We start from the raw sequence: 17025 nt of genomic DNA, 5'->3' as shown, positions 1-17025 counted from the left end.
TGATTTGGGGTTTTCTTCGTCCCCGGCAGAGAGCCGGTTTGCGGGCAACTGGACCCGGCAACGAGGACTATTGTCGCATGAGTCGATAATCATGGGTTCGCCGCGCCCGGATCACTGTCCGGACGACCGTGCTTTTACGCAAATCCCAAGCTACCCAAGGTAATCATTCACAGATGGCTCAATACGTCTATTCGATGAACCGCGTCAGCAAGACCGTGCCGCCCAAGCGGCAGCTCTTGAAGGACATTTCGCTCTCTTTCTTCCCCGGCGCCAAGATCGGCGTGCTCGGCCTGAACGGCTCGGGCAAGTCCACGCTGCTCAAGATCATGGCGGGTGTGGACAAGGAATTCGAGGGCGAGGCCCTGCCCATGCCGGGGATGACGATCGGCTACCTGGAGCAGGAACCCAAGCTCAACGCCGAGCACACGGTGCGCGAATCGGTCGAGGAGTCCATGGGCGCGGTGTTCGCGGCCAAGGCGCGCCTCGAAGAGGTCTACATCGCCTACGGTGCCGAAGACGCCGACTTCGACGCGCTGGCGGCCGAGCAGGCCCAGCTCGAAGCCATCATCGCCACCGCCGGCACCGATTCCGAGCACCAGCTCGAGATCGCCGCCGACGCACTGCGCCTGCCGCCGTGGGACGCCAAGATCGGCCTGCTGTCGGGTGGTGAAAAGCGCCGCGTGGCGCTGTGCCGCCTGCTGCTGTCCAAGCCCGACATGCTGCTGCTCGACGAACCGACCAACCACCTGGACGCCGAATCGGTCGAGTGGCTCGAAGTGTTCCTGCAGCGTTTCACGGGCACCGTGGTGGCCATCACCCACGATCGCTACTTCCTGGACAACGCCGCCGAGTGGATCCTGGAAATGGACCGCGGCCGCGGCATTCCCTGGAAGGGCAACTACAGCACCTGGCTCGAGCAGAAGGGCGAACGCCTGGCGCAGGAGCAAAAGAGCGAAGAAGCCCACGCCAAGGCCCTGAAGAAGGAACTCGAGTGGTCGCGCCAGAACCCGAAGGCACGCCAGGCCAAGAGCAAATCGCGCCTCGCCCGCTTCGAAGAGCTGAGCGACATGGAATACCAGAAGCGCAACGAAACGCAGGAAATCTTCATTCCTGTGGCGGAGCGGCTGGGCCAGCAGGTGTTCGAGTTCCACGGCGTCAGCAAGTCCTTCGGCGACCGCATGCTGATCGACAACCTGAGTTTCACGGTGCCGCCGGGCGCCATCGTCGGCATCATCGGCCCGAACGGCGCCGGCAAGTCGACGCTGTTCAAGCTGCTCGCGGGCAAGGAAAAGCCGGACACGGGCGAGGTCGTCATCGGCCAGACCGTGAAGATGGCCTTCGTCGACCAGCACCGCGACGAGCTGGCGTCCGACAAGACCGTGTGGGAAGACATCTCGAACGGCCTGGACATCATCAACGTCGGCAAGTTCCAGATGGCCAGCCGCGCGTACGCGGGCCGCTTCAACTTCAACGGCGCCGACCAGCAGAAGAAGGTCGGCACGCTGTCGGGCGGTGAACGCGGCCGACTGCACCTGGCCAAGACGCTGATCGCGGGCGGCAACGTGCTGCTGCTGGACGAACCGTCGAACGACCTGGACGTGGAAACCCTGCGCGCGCTGGAAGACGCGCTGCTCGAGTTCGCCGGCACCGTGATGGTCATCAGCCACGACCGCTGGTTCCTCGACCGCATCGCCACGCACATCCTCGCGGCCGAAGGCGACAGCCAGTGGACCTTCTTCGACGGCAACTACCAGGAGTACGAAGCCGACAAGAAGAAGCGCCTGGGCGAAGAAGGCGCAAAACCCAAGCGCATGCGCTACAAGGCCCTCAAGTAAGACAGGACGCAGGCGGCTTCGGCCGCTTCGACGACCAGAGCGCGCGGTTCCGCAAGGGGCCGCGCGCTTTGTCGTTCAGGGGACGTTGTCGTCGACGAGGTCCGCGTCGAGCCAGCCGCGCAGGCTGTTGATGAAGGCCAGTGCCTCGACGCGAGGCAGGTCGTCCACGCACACGACCGCTTCGGTCAGTTGTTCTTCGCTCAGCCGGCGGGCACGCCCGATGCCGTCGAGCAGGCCGCAATGCAGCGGCGGCGTGACCCAGCGGCCGTCGAGCCGTAGCGCGATGTTGCCGCGCGTGCATTCGGTGATCTCGCCGTGGCGGTTCCACAGCAGCGTGTCGAACACGCCGGGTGTGGTCGGTGTGAACGCCTCGTAGTGCGCACGGCGCGTGGTCTTGAAGCGCGAGAACTCGCTGTCGGCCTCGTCGAAAGCGCGCGCGGCCGGCTGCAGGCGCACGCGCGATGGCGCAGCGTCCATGGCGAAGGCTTCGGCGCGCGGTTGGCCTTGTGCGTCGAGCAGCAGGCGCACGCGCCATGTGCCTGCGGCATGCGCGGTGCGCAACTGGTCCAGGCAGGCCGTCACGTGTGCTTCGTGCCACGGATAGCCGAAGTGCGCAGCCGCGTTGCGCATGCGGGCCAGGTGCGCGGGCGCATCGCGCAATGCGCCATCGGTCAGCGCCAGGGTTTCGAGCAGCTCGAAGGAGGTCATGGTTGCGAAGATACCGCCGCGCCGAGAAAGGCGCGCTTGTGCCGCCACTCGTCCCACTCCGCATCCGCCTGCGCATCGGCCGTGATGCCGCTGCCGATGCCGCAGCGCGCGGCGTTGCCGCGCAGCGTGACGGTGCGGATCGGCACGTTGAAGGTCGCGTGCCCGCCGGGCCGCACCACGCCCACGGCGCCGCAGTACACGCCGCGCGCGTCGGGCTCCAGCGCGCGGATCATGCGCATGGCGCTCACCTTCGGCGCGCCGGTGATGGAGCCGCAGGGGAACAGCGCCGCGAACAGGTCGGCCAGCGTCGTGCCTTCGCGCAGGCGGGCTTCCACGTCGGAGGTCATCTGCCACACGGTGGGCAGCGCCTCGGTGTGGAAGAGGCGCGGCACGCGCACCGAGAAGGGCTGGGCCACGCGCGAGAGGTCGTTGCGGATCAGGTCCACGATCATCACGTTCTCGGCGCGCTCCTTGGGCACGGTGCGCAGCCGCAGCGCGTGGGCCGCGTCCTCGGCGGGCGTGGCGCCGCGCGGCGCGGTGCCCTTCATGGGGCGCACGAGGATGCGGTCGCCGTCGCGGTCGAAGAACAGCTCGGGCGACACCGACAGCACCTGCTCGTCGCCGGTGTCGATGAAGGCGCCGTAGCCGTTGGGCTGCGCCTGCCGCAGCGCGTGAAACCAGGCCTGCGCGTCGCCGTCGAAGGCCGCGCGCAGTGGTGCCGTGTAGTTGAGCTGGTAGAGCACGCCGTCGGCGATGGCGCGGTGGATCGCCTGCATGTGGCGGTCGAAGGCCTCGCGCGACAGGTCGGCCGTCCACGCGACGGGCGCTACGGCGGGTACCGGCGCGTCGGGCCATGGCAACGCCTCGTCATGCACGCCGAACCACGCCAGCGGCCCGTCGGGCGCGTGCACCTCGAACGCCGCATCGAACGCCGCGGCAGCCTCGTAGCGCAGGTGGCCGACGCACCAGCGGCCTTCGCGAGCCAGCGCCTCGACGGCCTCCAGCACGGGGCGCACCTCGTGCGGCGCATGGGCGGCGAGCACGCGCACAGGCGTTCCGAAGGCAGCGCGCAGCCGGGTCGCCCCGTCGGTGCGCGGGTCGGCGAAATCGATCAGCGTGGACAGCAAGCGCGCGCCCGGGCCTTCGTCAGGTGGCCGCGCGGACCGGCGCAGCGGCGGCTGCCCCCGCTGATCCCGCGAGTGCCCGCTTGCGCACCGCGTAGATGTTGTTGCGCAGGGCATAGAGCTCGTCGGCGTACGACAGCGGCACGGCCACCTTGTTGACCACGCGGTCGAGGTCGTCGAGTTCTTCCAGCAGCTTGTCGCGCTCGGCCTGGCTCTGGCGCCCGTCCACCTTGGCCTCGATGTCGCGCAGCCGCGCGTACCAGCGGAACACGCGACGGCGCACGCGGAACTGGTACAGCGGCGGGATCACGCGGCTCAGCGGCAGCATCAGCACCAGCACGCCGCCCAGCACCAGCCACATGCGCTCGACGAGGTTGCTGGCCCAGAACGGCAGGTAGCGCTGCCAGAAGGGCGGCGTGCCGTTGATGGCGCGGTCGCCCTCGGGGCTCACGGGCAGTTCGCTGGTGCGGGTGTTGGGAAAGTCGCGCGCGCGGTTGAACCAGCCGGCGTCGCTGTGCACGGTCTGCGCGGCCTGCGCGAACAGCTGGCGCAGGGCCGGATGGGTCTCGTCGCGCGACAGCAGCGAGGTGGTGGCGGCGAGCAGCGACACGTCGTGCAGCGGCAGGTCCTTCGACAGGTCGACCACGCCGCGCGGCAGCGTCACGGCCGAGAGGAACGGAAAGCGCCGCGTGTAGGCCTCGGCCTGGCCGAAGTCCATGAGCTGGATGTCGCCGGCGCGCAGCAGGCGCTGCACCTGTGGCGACTGCGGGGCCGAGAACAGCACGATGGCGTCGAGCAGCCCGGCCTGCAGCGCCTCGGCGGCAGCGGCCTGCTCGAGGTTCGACAGCAGCAGGTCGTCGGGCCCGAGCCGGTTGGCCTTGAGCAGCCGCTCCATGATCTCGGGCAGCCCGCTGCCGGGCAGGTCGACGTTCACGCGCAGGCCGCGCAGCTGCGTGAGCGAGGTCAGCGTGCCGGTCTTGCGATCGATCTTCTGCGCGGTGTCGGTGCGGTAGAAGAGCCAGATGGGCTCGAAGAACAGCGCGCCCAGCGAGCGCAGGCCGGCCTCTTCGTCGGCCACCGGGTCGGCGCTGCCGCCGCGCACGAAGGCCACGTCGGCGCCGCCGGTGCGCAGCAGCTGCAGGTTCTCGGTCGAGCCCGAGGTGGCCTTGAGCTCGACGGTGATGCCGCTGTGCTTCAGGGCGTCGGCGTAGCGCTTGCCGAACTGCGCATAGGCGCTGCCCGTGGGGCCGGTGGCCAGCGTCACGTGCTTGGGCGGTTGCGGCTGCAGCCACCAGTAGGCCGCAATCAGCAGGCCAATGACGATGAACACGATCGGGCCGGCCGAGGCGATCAGGTCGCGGATCGACAGCAGGATCAGCTTCAGGGTGCGGGGAAACGCCATGGGGTGCCTCGTCGTGCGGTGCGCGGGTCAGCCGCGCGGTGCGGCCAGGTCGGCGGCGCAGGGAATGTGCAGCTCGCCCACGGTCATCGCGCGTGCGGCGCGCACCGCGCGCACGGTGGCGATCGCGGTGGCTTCGGCGGCCATGGTGCTCAGCACGGTCATGCCGGGCGCATCGCCTTCGAGCGGCACGCGGCCGGTGGCCAGCGCGAACAGCGTGTCGCCGTCGCTCATGGTGTGCACCGGGTTGATGGCGCGCGCCAGGCCGTCGTGCGCCACCATGGCGAGCCGGTTGGCCTGCACCTTGGTCAGCACCGCGTCGGTGGCGATCACGCCGATGGTGGTGTTGGTGCCCGCCAGCAGCGGCTTGGGCAGCTCGCCGCGCAGCAGCGCGCGGCGCGTGTCGAGCAGGGCGCTGCCGTCCTCGGTGCGCGCGCCGGCCACGGGCAGGGCGGTGTCGGGGTCGATCACGTCGCCCAGCGAATTGACCGCGATCAGCGCGCCGACCGTGACGCCACCCACGGTGACCGAGGCGGTGCCGATGCCGCCCTTCATCGCGCGGTGCACGCCGAAGAGCTTGCCCACCAGCGCGCCGGTGCCCGCGCCGACGTTGCCTTCGGCGGGCGCGTCGGTCGAGGCGGCTTCGCAGGCGGCGTAGCCCGCAGCCGCGTCGGGGCGGATGCGCGCGTCGCCCATCGGCAGGTCGAACAGCACGGCGGCCGGCACGATGGGCAGGGTGCCGAAGCGCACGTCCATGCCGACGCCGCGCTCTTCGAGCCAGCGCATCGCGCCCTCGGCGGCGGCCAGGCCCCAGGCGCTGCCGCCGGCGAGCATGACGGCATGCACTTCCTGCACGAGGTTGCCGGGGGAGAGCAGGTCGGTCTCGCGCGTGCCGGGCGCGGCGCCGCGCACATCGACACCGGCCACGGCGCCGTCGCGCGCAATGATCACGGTGCAGCCGGTGGGGCGGCGGGTGTCGGAGAAATGGCCGACTTCGATGCCGGCGACGTCGGTGATGGCACCGGCGCGAGAAGAGGGGGAAGAAGACGCAGCGGACATGGCGGCCGATTATGGGACCGCGACCTTTACGATCCCCACAATGACAGTTGCAAGAAGTTTCTCCCCCGAGGGCGGCAGCCGCCACGTGGTGGTGATCGGCGCGGGCGCGGTGGGCTGCGCCACCGCCATCGAGGCCCTGCGCGCGGGCCTGCGCGTGACGCTGGTGGAGCCCGGCGAGCCGGGTGGCCCGCAGGCCACGAGCTACGGCAACGCCGGCTGGCTGTCATCGCACTCCGTGGTGCCGCCCGCGCTGCCGGGGGCCTGGCGCAAGGTGCCGGGCTGGCTGGCCGACCCGCTCGGGCCGCTGGCGTTGCGCTGGCGCCACCTGCCGCGCGCGCTGCCGTGGCTGTTGCGCTACCTGGCCTCGGGCTGGACCGAGGCGCGCGTGCAGCGCACCGCCGACGCATTGCGCACGCTGCTGGCCGATGCGCCCGCGCTGCATGCGCAACTGGCCGCCGAGGCCGGCGTGCCGCAGCTCATCGAGCGGCGCGGGCTGCTGCATGCCTACCGTTCGCGCGCCGAGTTCGACGGCGATGCGCTGGGCTGGCGCGTGCGCCGGCGCGCGGGTGTCCAGTGGGAAGAATGGCCGGCGGACGAACTGCGCCGCCGCGAGCCCGATCTGGCCGCGCGCTACACGCTCGGCATCTTCGTGCCCGAAGCCGGCCACTGCCGCAGTCCGGGCGCCTACGTGGCGGCCCTGGCGCACCATTCGCTCGCTGTGGGCGCCGAACGCGTCGCCGCCCGGGCCACCGGCTTTCGCATCGAGGGCGGCCGGCTGCGCGCCGTGCGCACCGAGGCGGGCGAGATCGCCTGCGACGGCGCCGCCATCTGCGCCGGCGCGCGCTCGGGCCCGCTGGCCGCGGCGGCAGGCTCGGCGGTGCCGCTGGAGTCCGAGCGCGGCTACCACGTGGTGCTCGAAGGCGCCACGGCCGGCCCGCGCACGCCGACCATGGTGGCCGACGGCAAACTCATCGCGCACTGGATGGACGGCGGCCTGCGCGCGGCGGGCCAGGTGGAGATCGCGGGCCTCGAAGCGGCGCCCGACTGGCGCCGCGCCGAGATCCTGCACGCGCATCTGCAATCGATGTTCCCGTCGCTGGCACCGCCCGGGCCCGGTGCGCCTTCGGTGGCGCACTGGCTCGGTCACCGCCCGAGCCTGCCCGACGGCCTGCCGTGCATCGGCCCGTCGGCGGCCAGCGGCGACATCGTGCTGGCCTTCGGGCATGGCCACGTCGGCCTGTGCGGCTCGGCGCGAACCGGGCGGCTGGCGGCGCAACTGCTGGCGGGCGTTGCGCCGGAGATACCGCTGGCGCCCTTCGATCCGGGGCGCTTCAGGTCCTGAGGTTCACACCTTCTCAGTTCGCCGGCGTGATCGACAACACGGTGAGTGCGCCGTCGACCTTGTCGACGGTGAACTTCACCTTGTCGCCGGCCTTCACCTTGGCGAGCAGCGCCGGGTCGCTCACGCGGAACACCATGGTCATGCCGGTCATCTCGAGGTTCGGGATGTCGCCGTGGCGCAGGGTGATCTTCTTGGCGTCGGTGTCGACCTTGCGGACTTCGCCGTCGACCTGGGGCAGTGCGGCCTGCGCGAACGCCGCGGCGGCGAGCACGAGGGTGGAGAGGGCGGTGAGGACTTTTTTCATGGTCGGGGTTCCTTCCTTGTTTGGATGGGATGAAGGGTGAAGAGGGGCTCAGCGGTAGCTCTGGAAGACGCGCGTGCTGCCGTCGGCCAGCACCAGCAGCACGTCGTAGGCGTCGCGCTGGTCGCCGTAGGCCGGGCCGTCCATGCCGGGCGAGCCGATCGGCATGCCGGGCACGGCCAGGCCGATGGCCTTGGGCTTTTCCTTCAGCAGGCGCTGCATCTCGCGCGCCGGCACGTGGCCTTCGATGGCGTAGCCGCCGACGCGGCCGGTGTGGCACGAACCCAGCTTGACTGGAATGCCGAGCCGCTCGCGCGCGGGGCCGTTGCCCTCGTCGTGCACGCGCGTGGCAAAGCCGTTCTTGTTGAGGTGCTTGACCCAGTCCTGGCAGCAGCCGCAGTTCGGGTCTTTCCAGATCTCGACCATCGGCGCGGCGGCCTGCGCGGCGAGCGGCAGGGACGCGGTGGCGGCGGCGAGTTTCAGGAGGGTTCGTCGTTGCATGGTGGGGTTCCTTTCAGTGGGTCATCGTGCGGGCACGGCTGCGGCCCGCACGCGAACGCGGCCGGCCATGCCGAGTTCGTAGTGGTCCTTCACGAGGCAGGCAAAGTCGAAGTCGCCGGCGCGGTTGAAGGTCCAGATCAGTTCGCCGGTCTTGCCCGGCTGCACATGCGCCATCCAGGGCTCGTCGTGCTCCATGCCGGGGTGCTTCTTCATCATGGCGGCATGGTCCTCGATGACGGCGGTGGTGCCAAGCACGAGCTCGTGCAGGTCCTTGCCGCGGTTCTTCAGCCGCAGGCGAATGGTGTCGCCTTCGCGCACTTCGAGGACCGAGGGCGTGAAGGTCATGTCGTCCGCCATCGCGATGTCGATGGTGCGCTTCACGGCGCTGGCCTTGCCGGCGATGCCCCAGGCTTTCTGCTCGGGTGCGAGCGATGCGGCTGCGGTGCCGGCCTTGGGTGCGTGGCTTTCGTGGGCTGTGGCGAACGTGGTGACGGCAGCCAGTGCGATGCCGGCGACGAGGGGTGAGAAACGGGTGTTCATGAATGGAATCTCAAAAAGTTGGATCGATGCGATCAATGGTTGTGGGCCCCATGGCCCGAGGGCTTGCGTACGGTGGCGCTGCCGCTGTCGGGGCTCGCGGGTGCGGTGCCCGTCTTGCGCGGCGCCACGGGCGCACCGCTGGCCGACACCTCGCGCGCGACCGTGCCGGCCGGGTGCTTGAACCAGCCCGGGTCGCGGTAGTCGCCCGGCTTCTGGTCGCGCCGCACCTTCAGCAGCGTGAACATGCCGCCCATCTCGGCCGAGCCGAAGGGGCCGGTGCCGGTCATCATGGGCACGGTGTTCTCGGGAATGGGCATTTCCATCTCGCCCATGTCGGCCATGCCCTTGTCGCCCATCACCATGTAGTCGGGCACGAGCTTCTTGATCTTCTCGGCCACGCCCTTGTGGTCCAAGCCGATCATGGTCGGCACGTCGTGGCCCATCGGGCCCATCGTGTGGTGCGCCTTGTGGCAGTGCAGCGCCCAGTCGCCTTCCTCGTCGGCAATGAACTCCATCTGCCGCATCTGGCCCACCGCCACGTCGACCGACACCTCGGGCCAGCGCGCGGTGCGCGGCACGGGACCGCCGTCGGTGCCCGTGACCTCGAACTCGTGGCCGTGGATGTGGATCGGGTGGTTGGTCATCGTGAGGTTGCCCGCGCGGATGCGCACGCGGTCGCCACGGCGCACGTTGAGCGTGTCGATGGCCGGGAACACGCGGCTGTTGAAGCTCCAGATGTTGAAGTCGGTCATGGTGTTGACCTTGGGCGTGGCGCTGCCGGGTTCCACGTCGAAGCTGCCGAGCAGGAAGCAGAAGTCGCGATCGACCTTCTCGATCAGCGGATGCTCCGCCTTCGGGTGCGTGACCCAGAAGCCCATCATCCCCATCGCCATCTGCACCATCTCGTCGGCGTGCGGGTGGTACATGAAGGTGCCGGGGCGGCGCGCCGTGAACTCGTAGACGAAGGTCTTGCCCGGCGGAATGTGCGGCTGCGTGATGCCGCCCACGCCGTCCATGCCGTTGGGCAGGCGCTGGCCGTGCCAGTGCACGGTGGTGTGCTCGGGCAGCTTGTTGGTCACGAAGATGCGCACGCGGTCGCCCTCGACCACCTCGATGGTCGGGCCCGGCGACTGGCCGTTGTAGCCCCACATGTTGACCTTGAAGCCGGGCGCCATCTCGCGCACCACGGGTTCGGCGACGAGGTGGAATTCCTTGACGCCGGCGTTCATGCGCCAGGGCAGCGTCCAGCCGTTGAGCGTGACGACGGGGTTGTAGGGCCGGCCGTTGGGCGGCACCAGCGGTGGCGCGGTGGCGGTCGAGGCCCGCGTCACCGGCTCGGGCAGTGCAGCCATGCTCACGCGGCTCACGGTGGTGGCGGCCACGGCCGTGGCGGCGCCCGCAAAGAAGTTGCGACGGTTCATGTCAGTGGCCTCCCGCCGCTGGTTCGTTGGTGGCCGCGGTCTGCAGGGCCGTCATGCCGCCGGGCGAACTGCCCGTGAGCACCAGTTGAAGGTCGGTGTCGGCCAGCCAGAAATCGCGCTGGGCCTCCATGCCGGCGTTCACGGCGAGCATGCTGGCGCGCGTTTCGCCGAGCAGCTCCCACACGCTGGCGAGCATGCCGTTGTAGCGCAGCACCATCTCCTCGTTGACCTGCTTGCGCAGCGGCAGCACCTCGTCGCGGTAGCGGCGCGCCAGGGCGTAGGCGGTGTTCCAGCCCTGCCAGGCTTCGCGCGCCTCGCTGGCGGCGAGCACGCCCACGTCGCGCACGCGCGCGGCCGACTGCAGGTACTGCGCCTCGGCGCGGCCGCTGCGGGCCTGGCCCCAGTCGAAGATCGGAATCGGCAGCTCGAGCTCGAAGCCGCGCGTGGTCGATTTCGAGCGATCGGCGTCGTTCTCGAAGGTGGTGTTGCGCACCACGCCCAGTTCCATCGCATTGATCATGCGGGTGGCGTGCGTGAGGCCGAGCGAGCCGGCCACGGCCGTGTTCTGCGCCTGCGCCGAGCGCACGTCGAGCCGGTCGCGCAGCGCCAGGGCCTGCACGTCGCCGAGCTCGGGCGCGGCCTTCGGCAGCGGCGGCAGGCGGTCGGGCAGGGTGTAGCCGGTGCGCGTGCCGCTCAGGCCCAGCAGGCGCGTGAGCTGTTCGCGGCTCGCCACGGCCGCCTGCTCGGCGCGTGCGAGCTGCGCGGACGCGTCGGCCAGCAGCAGCTGTTCGCGCGTGCGCTGCAGCGCGCTCCAGTTGCCGACTTTGGCCATGCGGTGCGCCAGTTCGGCGCCGGCCTCGGTGGCGTCCTTCGCGTCGCGCAGGTAGCTCACGCTCTGCTGCGCGGCCACGGCGCGGACCCAGGCGCGGCGGGTGTCGGCGGCCAGCAGCAGCACGCTTTGCGCCGCCTGCAGCTTGGCGGCCTCGTGCCGCTGGCCGGCCCAGCGCGCCTGCCACGGCAGCGTGAGCAGGCCCACCACGTTGAAAGTCAGCATGCGCTCGAACTCGCGCTCGCTGCCTTGCGCCAGGCGGCTGAAAGACAGCACCGGGTTCGGCAGGCTCGCGGCCTGCACGCGGTCGGCGTCGCTCAGTTGCAGCGTGGCAAAGGCGTCCTGCACGCGCGGGCTGTTGACGAGCGCGATGCGCACGGCGGCTTCGGCGTCCAGCGGCTTGGCGAGCAGCGCGTCGACGCTTTGCTGCGAGGCGTCGTCCGGCTTGCGCTGCGCCGTGGCGCCCGCCATGAGCGGGTTGCCATCGACCAGCGCCTGCACGTCGCCGGCGCCGCCGTCGGGCGACAGGCTGGCGCAGCCGGCGAGCACCAGCGCAGCGGCCAGCGCAGCGGCGGTTCGTAGAAGTGAAAGATGACTTTTTCGCCCGGGGGGCGGGCTATCTGTTCGATAGCAGGGGATGCCGGCATACGGCCGGCGAGCAAGGGAATTCACGAGCGATCTCCATGGGCAATACGGCGAACGCTGCGAGCCGGCAAAGGCTCACTGCGGACGGACTACGGGCAGGAAGATCAGGAAATGGGCGGCTTGAAGCCCAGGACGGGCTCGGCGCTGGCAAAGCGGGCCGCGTGCGCGGCCGGTGGCGCCTGGGGCGCCGCATGCGGGGTGTCGACCAGCGGCATGCCGCCGAGTGCCACCGTGTGGCAGACCTGGCAGGCGACACAGGTGCCGCAGTTCGCGTGGTCGGTGCCGTGGGACTGCTGCGAATCGCCGCTGCTGCCGTGCATGGCCGCCATGTCGTGGCCGGTGTCGGCCTCCATGGTGGCGTCATGGCAGTGCGATTCGGCGATGCCGGTGGCTGCGGCCACCACCGTCTCGGCGGCGGGCAGCGAATGCCGCACCATCTCGACCGCCATGGCGTCGCCGAGCCAGCCGCGGATGGGCAGCAGGGCGATCATGAGGGCGAGCAGCAGGGTGCGCATGGTTGGGCGCGATGATAAACCGGGGCGGGGCGCCGGCGCCTCAAGACACCAGTTGGCCGCGGGCCTTGTCGACCCACACCTGCAGGTTGTCGAGCAGGTCTTTCTGGCTGAAGGAGCAGCTTTCCTCGCTGAAGAGCGCGCTCGATTCGAGGCGGTCCAGCAGGTTCAGCAGCACCTCGCCGTAGCGCGGCGGCAGGGCGCCGAGCAGCTCGGTGCTGGCGCGCGCGGCCGTGGAGAGCGTGGTGACGGAGCCGCCACCGCCTTGCAGCGCGGCGATGCCCGAGGCGATGGTGTCGAGTTGCGTCACGGTGCTCATGAGGTGGCCTTCGCTGGTGGTGGCAGTGCCAGCCCGCGTTCGCGCATCAGGTCGCGCAGCACGTCGGGGTAGTCGGTGATCAGGCCATCGGCGCCCGCGTCCATGAGCCGCACCATGTCGGCGCGCTGGTTCACGGTCCAGGGCACGACCTTCATGCCGAGCTTCTGCGCTTCGCGGATGGCGGGGGCGCCCAGGTCGGCATGCGCCGGCGACCAGATCACCGGCCCGGTCGAGGCACCGGCCGCGGCCTTCACCAGCTGCGGCACCGAGGCGAAGCTCGCGGGGTCGAGGCCGGCGGTCCAGCGGCTGTCCTTCAGCGTGCGGGGCGTGGTGAGGTAGGCGCGCGACAGCTGCGGCGCGAGCTGGCCGACCAGCGCGAGCGTGCGCCAGTCGAAGCTCTGGATGGTCACGCGCTCGCCCACCTTCGCCTTGTCGATCTCGGCCAGCAGCGCGCGCACCATGGGCTCGGGCGCGGCGGTCTCGTCGGGCTTGGTCGGGTCGATCTTGGTCTCGATGTTGAAGTGCACCCGCGCGGCATCAGCGCCGCGCGCCTGCACCTGCGCGAACAGCGCGGCCAGCGTGGGAATGCGCTCGCCGTCGCGCGGTTGTTGCAGCGCGAACTGCTTGCCGTAGTTGCTCTCGGGGTTGAGGCGGCCCACGTCGTAGGTCTGTAGCTGCGCCAGCGTGAGCGAGCGCACGGAAGGGGCGGGCTTGGCCGTGAGCCAGGCGCCGCGCGCGTCGCGCGTGTGGTCGGCGTTGAGCGCCGTGTCGTGCGACACCACCACCACGCCGTCGGCCGTGAGCCCGATGTCGAGTTCGAGTGTGGTCACGCCCAGGTCCATCGCGTTCGAGAACGCGGCCAGCGTGTTCTCGGGCGCCAGGCCGCGTCCGCCGCGGTGGGCTTGCAGGTCGAAATGCTGTTTCGCCTTCGGGGCGATGGCGGCGCAGCCGGCGCCGACGAGCGCAGCGGCGATCAGGACAAGAAGGACGGCACGTTGTTTCATTTGAGTTGCACTTTGATGCCGTTGTCTTGCACCGTGATGTCGCCCACCTCGTAGGTCTTGCGCCCCACCGTGAGCTCGTCGGCCGTGAAGCTGCGCAGGATCTGGCCCTGCAGCAGTTCCTGCGCGACCACCGCGCCGACCTTCTGCAGGCGCTCGGCGTCGCGGCCTTCCACGCCCTGCAGCTCGAGGCGCTCGGCCTTGGGCTGATCGAGCCGCAGCGCGCGCGCCGCCGCGTCGTAGCGCAGCGCGCTGCTCACCGACACCACGCCCTGCACCGGCGAAGCCGCCAGCAGCGGGCTGGCGATGGTCAGCGTGGCCGTGATGGCCGCGCGGTTGGCGCGCCCGTCCAGGCCCAGCTGCGGGTCGCGCAGCCCGACCATGAAGATCTCGGCATAGCGCTCGGCCACCGGAAAGCGCTTGGCGATCTGCGACTGCAGCTCCTCGCGCGTGGCGGTGTATTCGTTGGTGAAGAAGTTGAAGCCGGCCAGCGCCGCGAACGGCGCGGGCAGGGCGGCGGCGCCCAGCAGCGCGCGCAGCACCCGACGGCGGAAATGAGAGGGCGGGATTCGGTCGGTCATGGAGCTTGCGAGCTTGCCACAGGCGACGAGGTTCCCGCCAGCGGCGCAAGGGCGCGCCGGCGTGTCGGAGGTTCAGCCGTTCACGCGCAGTTCGTAGCGCGCAAACGTCCCGCCGCGCAAGTCGATGCAGCTGTGCAGCGCGAAGCCGAAGCCTTCGTACAGCGTGCGCAGCGCGGTGCGGTCGGCCACGCAGTCCAGCCGCAACCAGGGGCGCCCGAGCGCGCGGGCGTGGTCGCGTGCATGGCCCAGCAGCGCGCGCGACACGCCCCGGCCGGCCCAGGCGCGGCGCACGGCCAGCTTGTGCACGAACAGCGCGCTGCCGGGCGCGATCTCGGGCCAGAACGACGGGTCTTCCAGATCGAGGCGCATCACGCCGGCCCAGTCGCCGTTCTCCTTGGCCACCACGTAGCGGCCGGCGTCGGTGTCGCGCTGGATGCGTTCGATGCCGGTGTCGGCGGCGCTCCAGAGCGGGCGTCCGCCCTCGGCGAGCCATTGCGCGGCTTCGGTCAACACGGCCGCGACGGCGGGCGCTTCGGTGGAAAGGGCGGGTTCGATGTGCATCGGCGCGCAGCTTACCGGCACCGGTGTCAGGCGTGCCGGATCACGTGGAACCCTTCCTCGGCCGTGGGCGGCACGAAGTGGCGGGTGATCAGGTCGAACTGCGCGTCGGAGGTTTCGAAGGGGTGCTCGCCCGCCGCGTTGCGCGCCCGCAGCCGCGCCTTGCAGACCTCGTCCGGCACATCGAGAAAGTGCAGCTGGTGCGCCGCACCGGCCTGCTCGAAGAGGCCGCGCGCCCAAGCGCGGTGGCTCACCGTGTTGGCCGGAAAGTCGAGCACCACCGACACGCCGGCGCCCAGCAGCGCGCAGACGTGCTCGCCCATCGCCTGCTTGAGCCGGCCCGCGGCGCGCACGTAGTCGGGCAGTGCGTGGATTTCACCGGGGTAGAGCGCGGCGAGCCAGGTGTCCTCGCTGATGCACACGGTGGCGGGCGCCTGCGCCAGGCGCCGGGTCAGCGTGGACTTTCCGGCGCCGATCTTGCCGCAGACCATGTGCAGCACGGGCGGGGGAGATGTGGGGGGTGTCGATGTCATTCGGTCTCCTGCGGGTGGGGGGAACAGACCTCGGGAGACGGACAAGAAAAACCCGCCTCCTGGGGCGGGTTGCATGGCGTGGTTTCGAACCGTGCGCTAGCTCACCCGCTCTCGCGAGAGCGGGCGAATGATCGATGCGGTGCGAAGGCGGGCCATGGAGGGCGAGGTTAACCCGGCCCGGGGCGCGCGGGAAAGCGCCGGCGATCACGCGTTGCCGATGGCGCGCCGTTGACCGGGCCGCGAGGGGCGAACCAGGAACCACGGTTCGAAATGCGCAAGAAATACCTGTGGGGCGATTTGGGCTCATTTGTTAATCGGATTCGATATTTTTGTTATCTGTGTAATTATTTGTGTTTATTCCATTTTTTATATTCTTAGTCGATGTAATCAGTTCGAACTAATTTGAATTTCTTATTGCGGTCTGGCAAAAAATACGTGCTAAAGAAGCGAACCGGTTTTTTTCGAAGCCGACAGGCCACGGAAATCGCAGGGCCGCGAGGCTCCGGGCCCTCACTTCTGGAGCAGCTCATGGACGAATTCCTGATCGCCGTCGACGCCGAAGACCGGCCGCTGCACGCGGTCGAGAAGATGAGTGCCCACCGCGAGGGCATCCTGCACCGGGCGTTCTCGATCTTCCTGTTCGACACGCAAGGCCGGGTGCTGCTGCAGCAGCGCGCGCTGGGCAAGTACCACTCGCCCGGCCTGTGGAGCAACAGCTGCTGCGGGCATCCGCGCCCCGGCGAGGACACCGGCGCGGCCGCCGTGCGGCGGCTGCACGAAGAGCTGGGCCTGCGGTGCGCGCTGCAGCCGGTGACGGCCTTTCTCTACCGGGAGTCGGTGTCCGCGGAGCTGGTCGAGCACGAGTACGACCACGTGTTCGTCGGCATCGCGCACGACCTGCCGCAACCCGACCCCGGCGAGGTGCGCGAGTGGCGATGGCTGGCCTTGCCCGACCTGCACCGCGAACTGGCGCGGGCCCCGGCGCACTTCACCATCTGGCTGCACCGCATCGCCGAGCGCTTCGGGCCGGAAGGCCTGGGGGCCTGGCGGGAGCGCGCATTGGCGACGCATTGACGGCGCATTGGCGCGCGGCCCCGGCCAAGCCCGCAAGGCCCACCGATTTCCGTGGCTTTCGGTCGAATTGCACCTAACGCCAAAGTTCTATATCAAAAAATTTCTCTTTAACAGGAACTGCAATTGCACTAAATTCTCAATTCACTCCCGGCGATGCCTTACAAGCCTGGGAGTCGGTTAATTCAAGGATTTGATGAGAAGGAATCACCTCTGTTGAATTGGATTGGATCCGTGGTTTGCGTCCGTGGTCATGGGAATTCACGCAATTAGAATTCCCCGTTGCGTGGCCTTCTCGCCATTCGATGCGATTGAATTGCTTTGAAAGAAGGCAGACATGAAGCAGAAGAGCGAACAGGCCGCGGTGTACCCCTGCACGTCCACGACAGCCCCCGGCTGAAAGGGGCTGCGGTGTTGCGCATCACCTTCCGGCAACTGGAGGCCTTTCACTGGGCCGCGACATTGGGCTCCGTCAACGCGGCGGCCCGCCACCTCTTTGTCAGCCAACCGGCCATCACGGCCCGCGTGAGGGAGCTCGAAGGCATCCTTGGGCACGCGCTGTTCGCGCGCAGCCAGCAGGGCGTGCAGCTGACCGCGGCCGGCGACGAACTCTTCCAGCAGGTGCAGCAGCTGCTGAAGGCGGGCGAAGAGGTCGAGCGGCGCGGCGGGCGGCTGGTACCGCCGCTGGCCGCGGGGCTGCGGCTGGGCATCGACGAATCGCAGCACCTGTAGCGGCGGCCGCTGCC

19 protein-coding genes are annotated in these 17025 nt (G+C 69.7%); 4 read left to right on the top strand and 15 right to left on the bottom strand.

The annotated features are described in order from the left end of the window. Window positions 1–173 precede the first annotated feature (173 nt). A complete protein-coding gene (ettA, locus tag AC1RL8_RS12725) occupies window positions 174–1835 on the top strand; it encodes an energy-dependent translational throttle protein EttA (RefSeq protein WP_062475998.1) in 1662 nt (553 codons plus the stop codon). A gap of 75 nt (window positions 1836–1910) precedes the next feature. On the opposite strand, the gene AC1RL8_RS12720 is transcribed toward ettA, so the two are convergent. The 4 genes from AC1RL8_RS12720 to AC1RL8_RS12705 are packed head-to-tail and all read right to left on the bottom strand — an operon-like array spanning window position 1911 to window position 6125. After that, window positions 1911–2543 (bottom strand): aminotransferase class IV, encoded by a 633-nt coding sequence (locus AC1RL8_RS12720; protein WP_492684457.1) that lies wholly within the window; start codon window positions 2541–2543, stop codon window positions 1911–1913. Continuing rightward, window positions 2540–3670, bottom strand: coding sequence for an aminodeoxychorismate synthase component I (gene pabB / locus AC1RL8_RS12715; protein ID WP_492684456.1), 1131 nt, complete (start codon window positions 3668–3670; stop codon window positions 2540–2542). Before pabB ends, AC1RL8_RS12720 begins: the two co-directional genes overlap by 4 nt. A 19-nt stretch (window positions 3671–3689) precedes the next feature. Beyond that, on the bottom strand, window positions 3690–5069 hold the full coding sequence (locus AC1RL8_RS12710; protein ID WP_095746247.1) for a TAXI family TRAP transporter solute-binding subunit: 1380 nt from the start codon (window positions 5067–5069) through the stop codon (window positions 3690–3692). Window positions 5070–5096: 27 nt separating this feature from the next. After that, the gene (locus AC1RL8_RS12705; protein WP_062475992.1) at window positions 5097–6125 is read right to left on the bottom strand and encodes a P1 family peptidase; all 1029 of its coding nucleotides are present in this window, start codon (window positions 6123–6125) and stop codon (window positions 5097–5099) included. 40 nt (window positions 6126–6165) lie between these two features. Between AC1RL8_RS12705 and AC1RL8_RS12700 the strand changes: the two genes are divergently transcribed. Beyond that, entirely contained in the window at window positions 6166–7467 is a 1302-nt protein-coding gene (locus AC1RL8_RS12700; protein ID WP_492684455.1) for an NAD(P)/FAD-dependent oxidoreductase, read from the top strand. 13 nt (window positions 7468–7480) lie between these two features. Here AC1RL8_RS12700 and AC1RL8_RS12695 read toward each other — a convergent pair whose 3' ends face one another. The 11 genes from AC1RL8_RS12695 to AC1RL8_RS12645 all read right to left on the bottom strand — a co-directional run bounded on the left by AC1RL8_RS12695 (window position 7481) and on the right by AC1RL8_RS12645 (window position 15208). Beyond that, entirely contained in the window at window positions 7481–7771 is a 291-nt protein-coding gene (locus AC1RL8_RS12695) for a copper-binding protein (protein ID WP_062475985.1), read from the bottom strand. Between the two features lie 48 nt (window positions 7772–7819). Beyond that, window positions 7820–8269 (bottom strand): DUF411 domain-containing protein, encoded by a 450-nt coding sequence (locus AC1RL8_RS12690; RefSeq protein WP_070062493.1) that lies wholly within the window; start codon window positions 8267–8269, stop codon window positions 7820–7822. Between the two features lie 21 nt (window positions 8270–8290). Continuing rightward, window positions 8291–8809 carry a cupredoxin domain-containing protein gene (locus tag AC1RL8_RS12685; RefSeq protein WP_492684454.1) on the bottom strand — a complete coding sequence of 173 codons (519 nt, stop codon included), beginning with the start codon at window positions 8807–8809 and terminating at the stop codon, window positions 8291–8293. A 32-nt stretch (window positions 8810–8841) separates the two neighbouring features. Beyond that, on the bottom strand, window positions 8842–10230 hold the full coding sequence (locus AC1RL8_RS12680; RefSeq protein WP_492684453.1) for a multicopper oxidase family protein: 1389 nt from the start codon (window positions 10228–10230) through the stop codon (window positions 8842–8844). Window position 10231: 1 nt separating this feature from the next. Continuing rightward, window positions 10232–11608: a TolC family protein gene (locus AC1RL8_RS12675; protein ID WP_493196488.1), complete on the bottom strand. Its 1377-nt coding sequence runs from the start codon at window positions 11606–11608 to the stop codon at window positions 10232–10234. Between the two features lie 200 nt (window positions 11609–11808). Further along, window positions 11809–12219, bottom strand: a complete 411-nt coding sequence (locus tag AC1RL8_RS12670) for a hypothetical protein (protein WP_492684451.1) — start codon at window positions 12217–12219, stop codon at window positions 11809–11811. Between the two features lie 40 nt (window positions 12220–12259). Then, window positions 12260–12535 carry a hypothetical protein gene (locus AC1RL8_RS12665; protein WP_447746234.1) on the bottom strand — a complete coding sequence of 92 codons (276 nt, stop codon included), beginning with the start codon at window positions 12533–12535 and terminating at the stop codon, window positions 12260–12262. Beyond that, the gene (locus AC1RL8_RS12660) at window positions 12532–13539 is read right to left on the bottom strand and encodes a glycerophosphodiester phosphodiesterase (RefSeq protein ID WP_492684450.1); all 1008 of its coding nucleotides are present in this window, start codon (window positions 13537–13539) and stop codon (window positions 12532–12534) included. The genes AC1RL8_RS12665 and AC1RL8_RS12660 overlap by 4 nt, the downstream gene beginning before the upstream one ends. Next, window positions 13536–14117 carry a YceB family lipoprotein gene (locus tag AC1RL8_RS12655; protein WP_062475964.1) on the bottom strand — a complete coding sequence of 194 codons (582 nt, stop codon included), beginning with the start codon at window positions 14115–14117 and terminating at the stop codon, window positions 13536–13538. Before AC1RL8_RS12655 ends, AC1RL8_RS12660 begins: the two co-directional genes overlap by 4 nt. Window positions 14118–14189: 72 nt before the next feature. Further along, on the bottom strand, window positions 14190–14678 hold the full coding sequence (locus tag AC1RL8_RS12650; protein WP_492684449.1) for a GNAT family N-acetyltransferase: 489 nt from the start codon (window positions 14676–14678) through the stop codon (window positions 14190–14192). A 26-nt stretch (window positions 14679–14704) separates the two neighbouring features. Beyond that, the gene (locus tag AC1RL8_RS12645) at window positions 14705–15208 is read right to left on the bottom strand and encodes a P-loop nucleotide/nucleoside kinase family protein (protein WP_492684448.1); all 504 of its coding nucleotides are present in this window, start codon (window positions 15206–15208) and stop codon (window positions 14705–14707) included. 528 nt (window positions 15209–15736) lie between these two features. Here AC1RL8_RS12645 and idi point away from each other — a divergent pair. Further along, entirely contained in the window at window positions 15737–16282 is a 546-nt protein-coding gene (idi, locus tag AC1RL8_RS12640; RefSeq protein ID WP_492684447.1) for an isopentenyl-diphosphate Delta-isomerase, read from the top strand. Window positions 16283–16690: 408 nt separating this feature from the next. Beyond that, window positions 16691–17011, top strand: coding sequence for a LysR family transcriptional regulator (locus AC1RL8_RS12635; protein ID WP_159275929.1), 321 nt, complete (start codon window positions 16691–16693; stop codon window positions 17009–17011). Window positions 17012–17025: the final 14 nt, after the last annotated feature.

The organism is Variovorax sp. GW822-FHT04E09 (assembly GCF_058800845.1).
This window is presented reverse-complemented; position numbering and strand designations above follow the sequence as displayed.

Coding starts and splice junctions, on each gene's coding strand:
- ettA (WP_062475998.1), top strand. CDS start 174: ATGGCTCAATACGTCTATTCGATGAACCGCGTCAGCAAGACCGTGCCG.
- AC1RL8_RS12720 (WP_492684457.1), bottom strand. CDS start 2,543: ATGACCTCCTTCGAGCTGCTCGAAACCCTGGCGCTGACCGATGGCGCA.
- AC1RL8_RS12710 (WP_095746247.1), bottom strand. CDS start 5,069: ATGGCGTTTCCCCGCACCCTGAAGCTGATCCTGCTGTCGATCCGCGAC.
- AC1RL8_RS12705 (WP_062475992.1), bottom strand. CDS start 6,125: ATGTCCGCTGCGTCTTCTTCCCCCTCTTCTCGCGCCGGTGCCATCACC.
- AC1RL8_RS12700 (WP_492684455.1), top strand. CDS start 6,166: ATGACAGTTGCAAGAAGTTTCTCCCCCGAGGGCGGCAGCCGCCACGTG.
- AC1RL8_RS12695 (WP_062475985.1), bottom strand. CDS start 7,771: ATGAAAAAAGTCCTCACCGCCCTCTCCACCCTCGTGCTCGCCGCCGCG.
- AC1RL8_RS12690 (WP_070062493.1), bottom strand. CDS start 8,269: ATGCAACGACGAACCCTCCTGAAACTCGCCGCCGCCACCGCGTCCCTG.
- AC1RL8_RS12685 (WP_492684454.1), bottom strand. CDS start 8,809: ATGAACACCCGTTTCTCACCCCTCGTCGCCGGCATCGCACTGGCTGCC.
- AC1RL8_RS12680 (WP_492684453.1), bottom strand. CDS start 10,230: ATGAACCGTCGCAACTTCTTTGCGGGCGCCGCCACGGCCGTGGCCGCC.
- AC1RL8_RS12670 (WP_492684451.1), bottom strand. CDS start 12,219: ATGCGCACCCTGCTGCTCGCCCTCATGATCGCCCTGCTGCCCATCCGC.
- AC1RL8_RS12665 (WP_447746234.1), bottom strand. CDS start 12,535: ATGAGCACCGTGACGCAACTCGACACCATCGCCTCGGGCATCGCCGCG.
- AC1RL8_RS12660 (WP_492684450.1), bottom strand. CDS start 13,539: ATGAAACAACGTGCCGTCCTTCTTGTCCTGATCGCCGCTGCGCTCGTC.
- AC1RL8_RS12655 (WP_062475964.1), bottom strand. CDS start 14,117: ATGACCGACCGAATCCCGCCCTCTCATTTCCGCCGTCGGGTGCTGCGC.
- AC1RL8_RS12650 (WP_492684449.1), bottom strand. CDS start 14,678: ATGCACATCGAACCCGCCCTTTCCACCGAAGCGCCCGCCGTCGCGGCC.
- AC1RL8_RS12645 (WP_492684448.1), bottom strand. CDS start 15,208: ATGACATCGACACCCCCCACATCTCCCCCGCCCGTGCTGCACATGGTC.
- idi (WP_492684447.1), top strand. CDS start 15,737: ATGGACGAATTCCTGATCGCCGTCGACGCCGAAGACCGGCCGCTGCAC.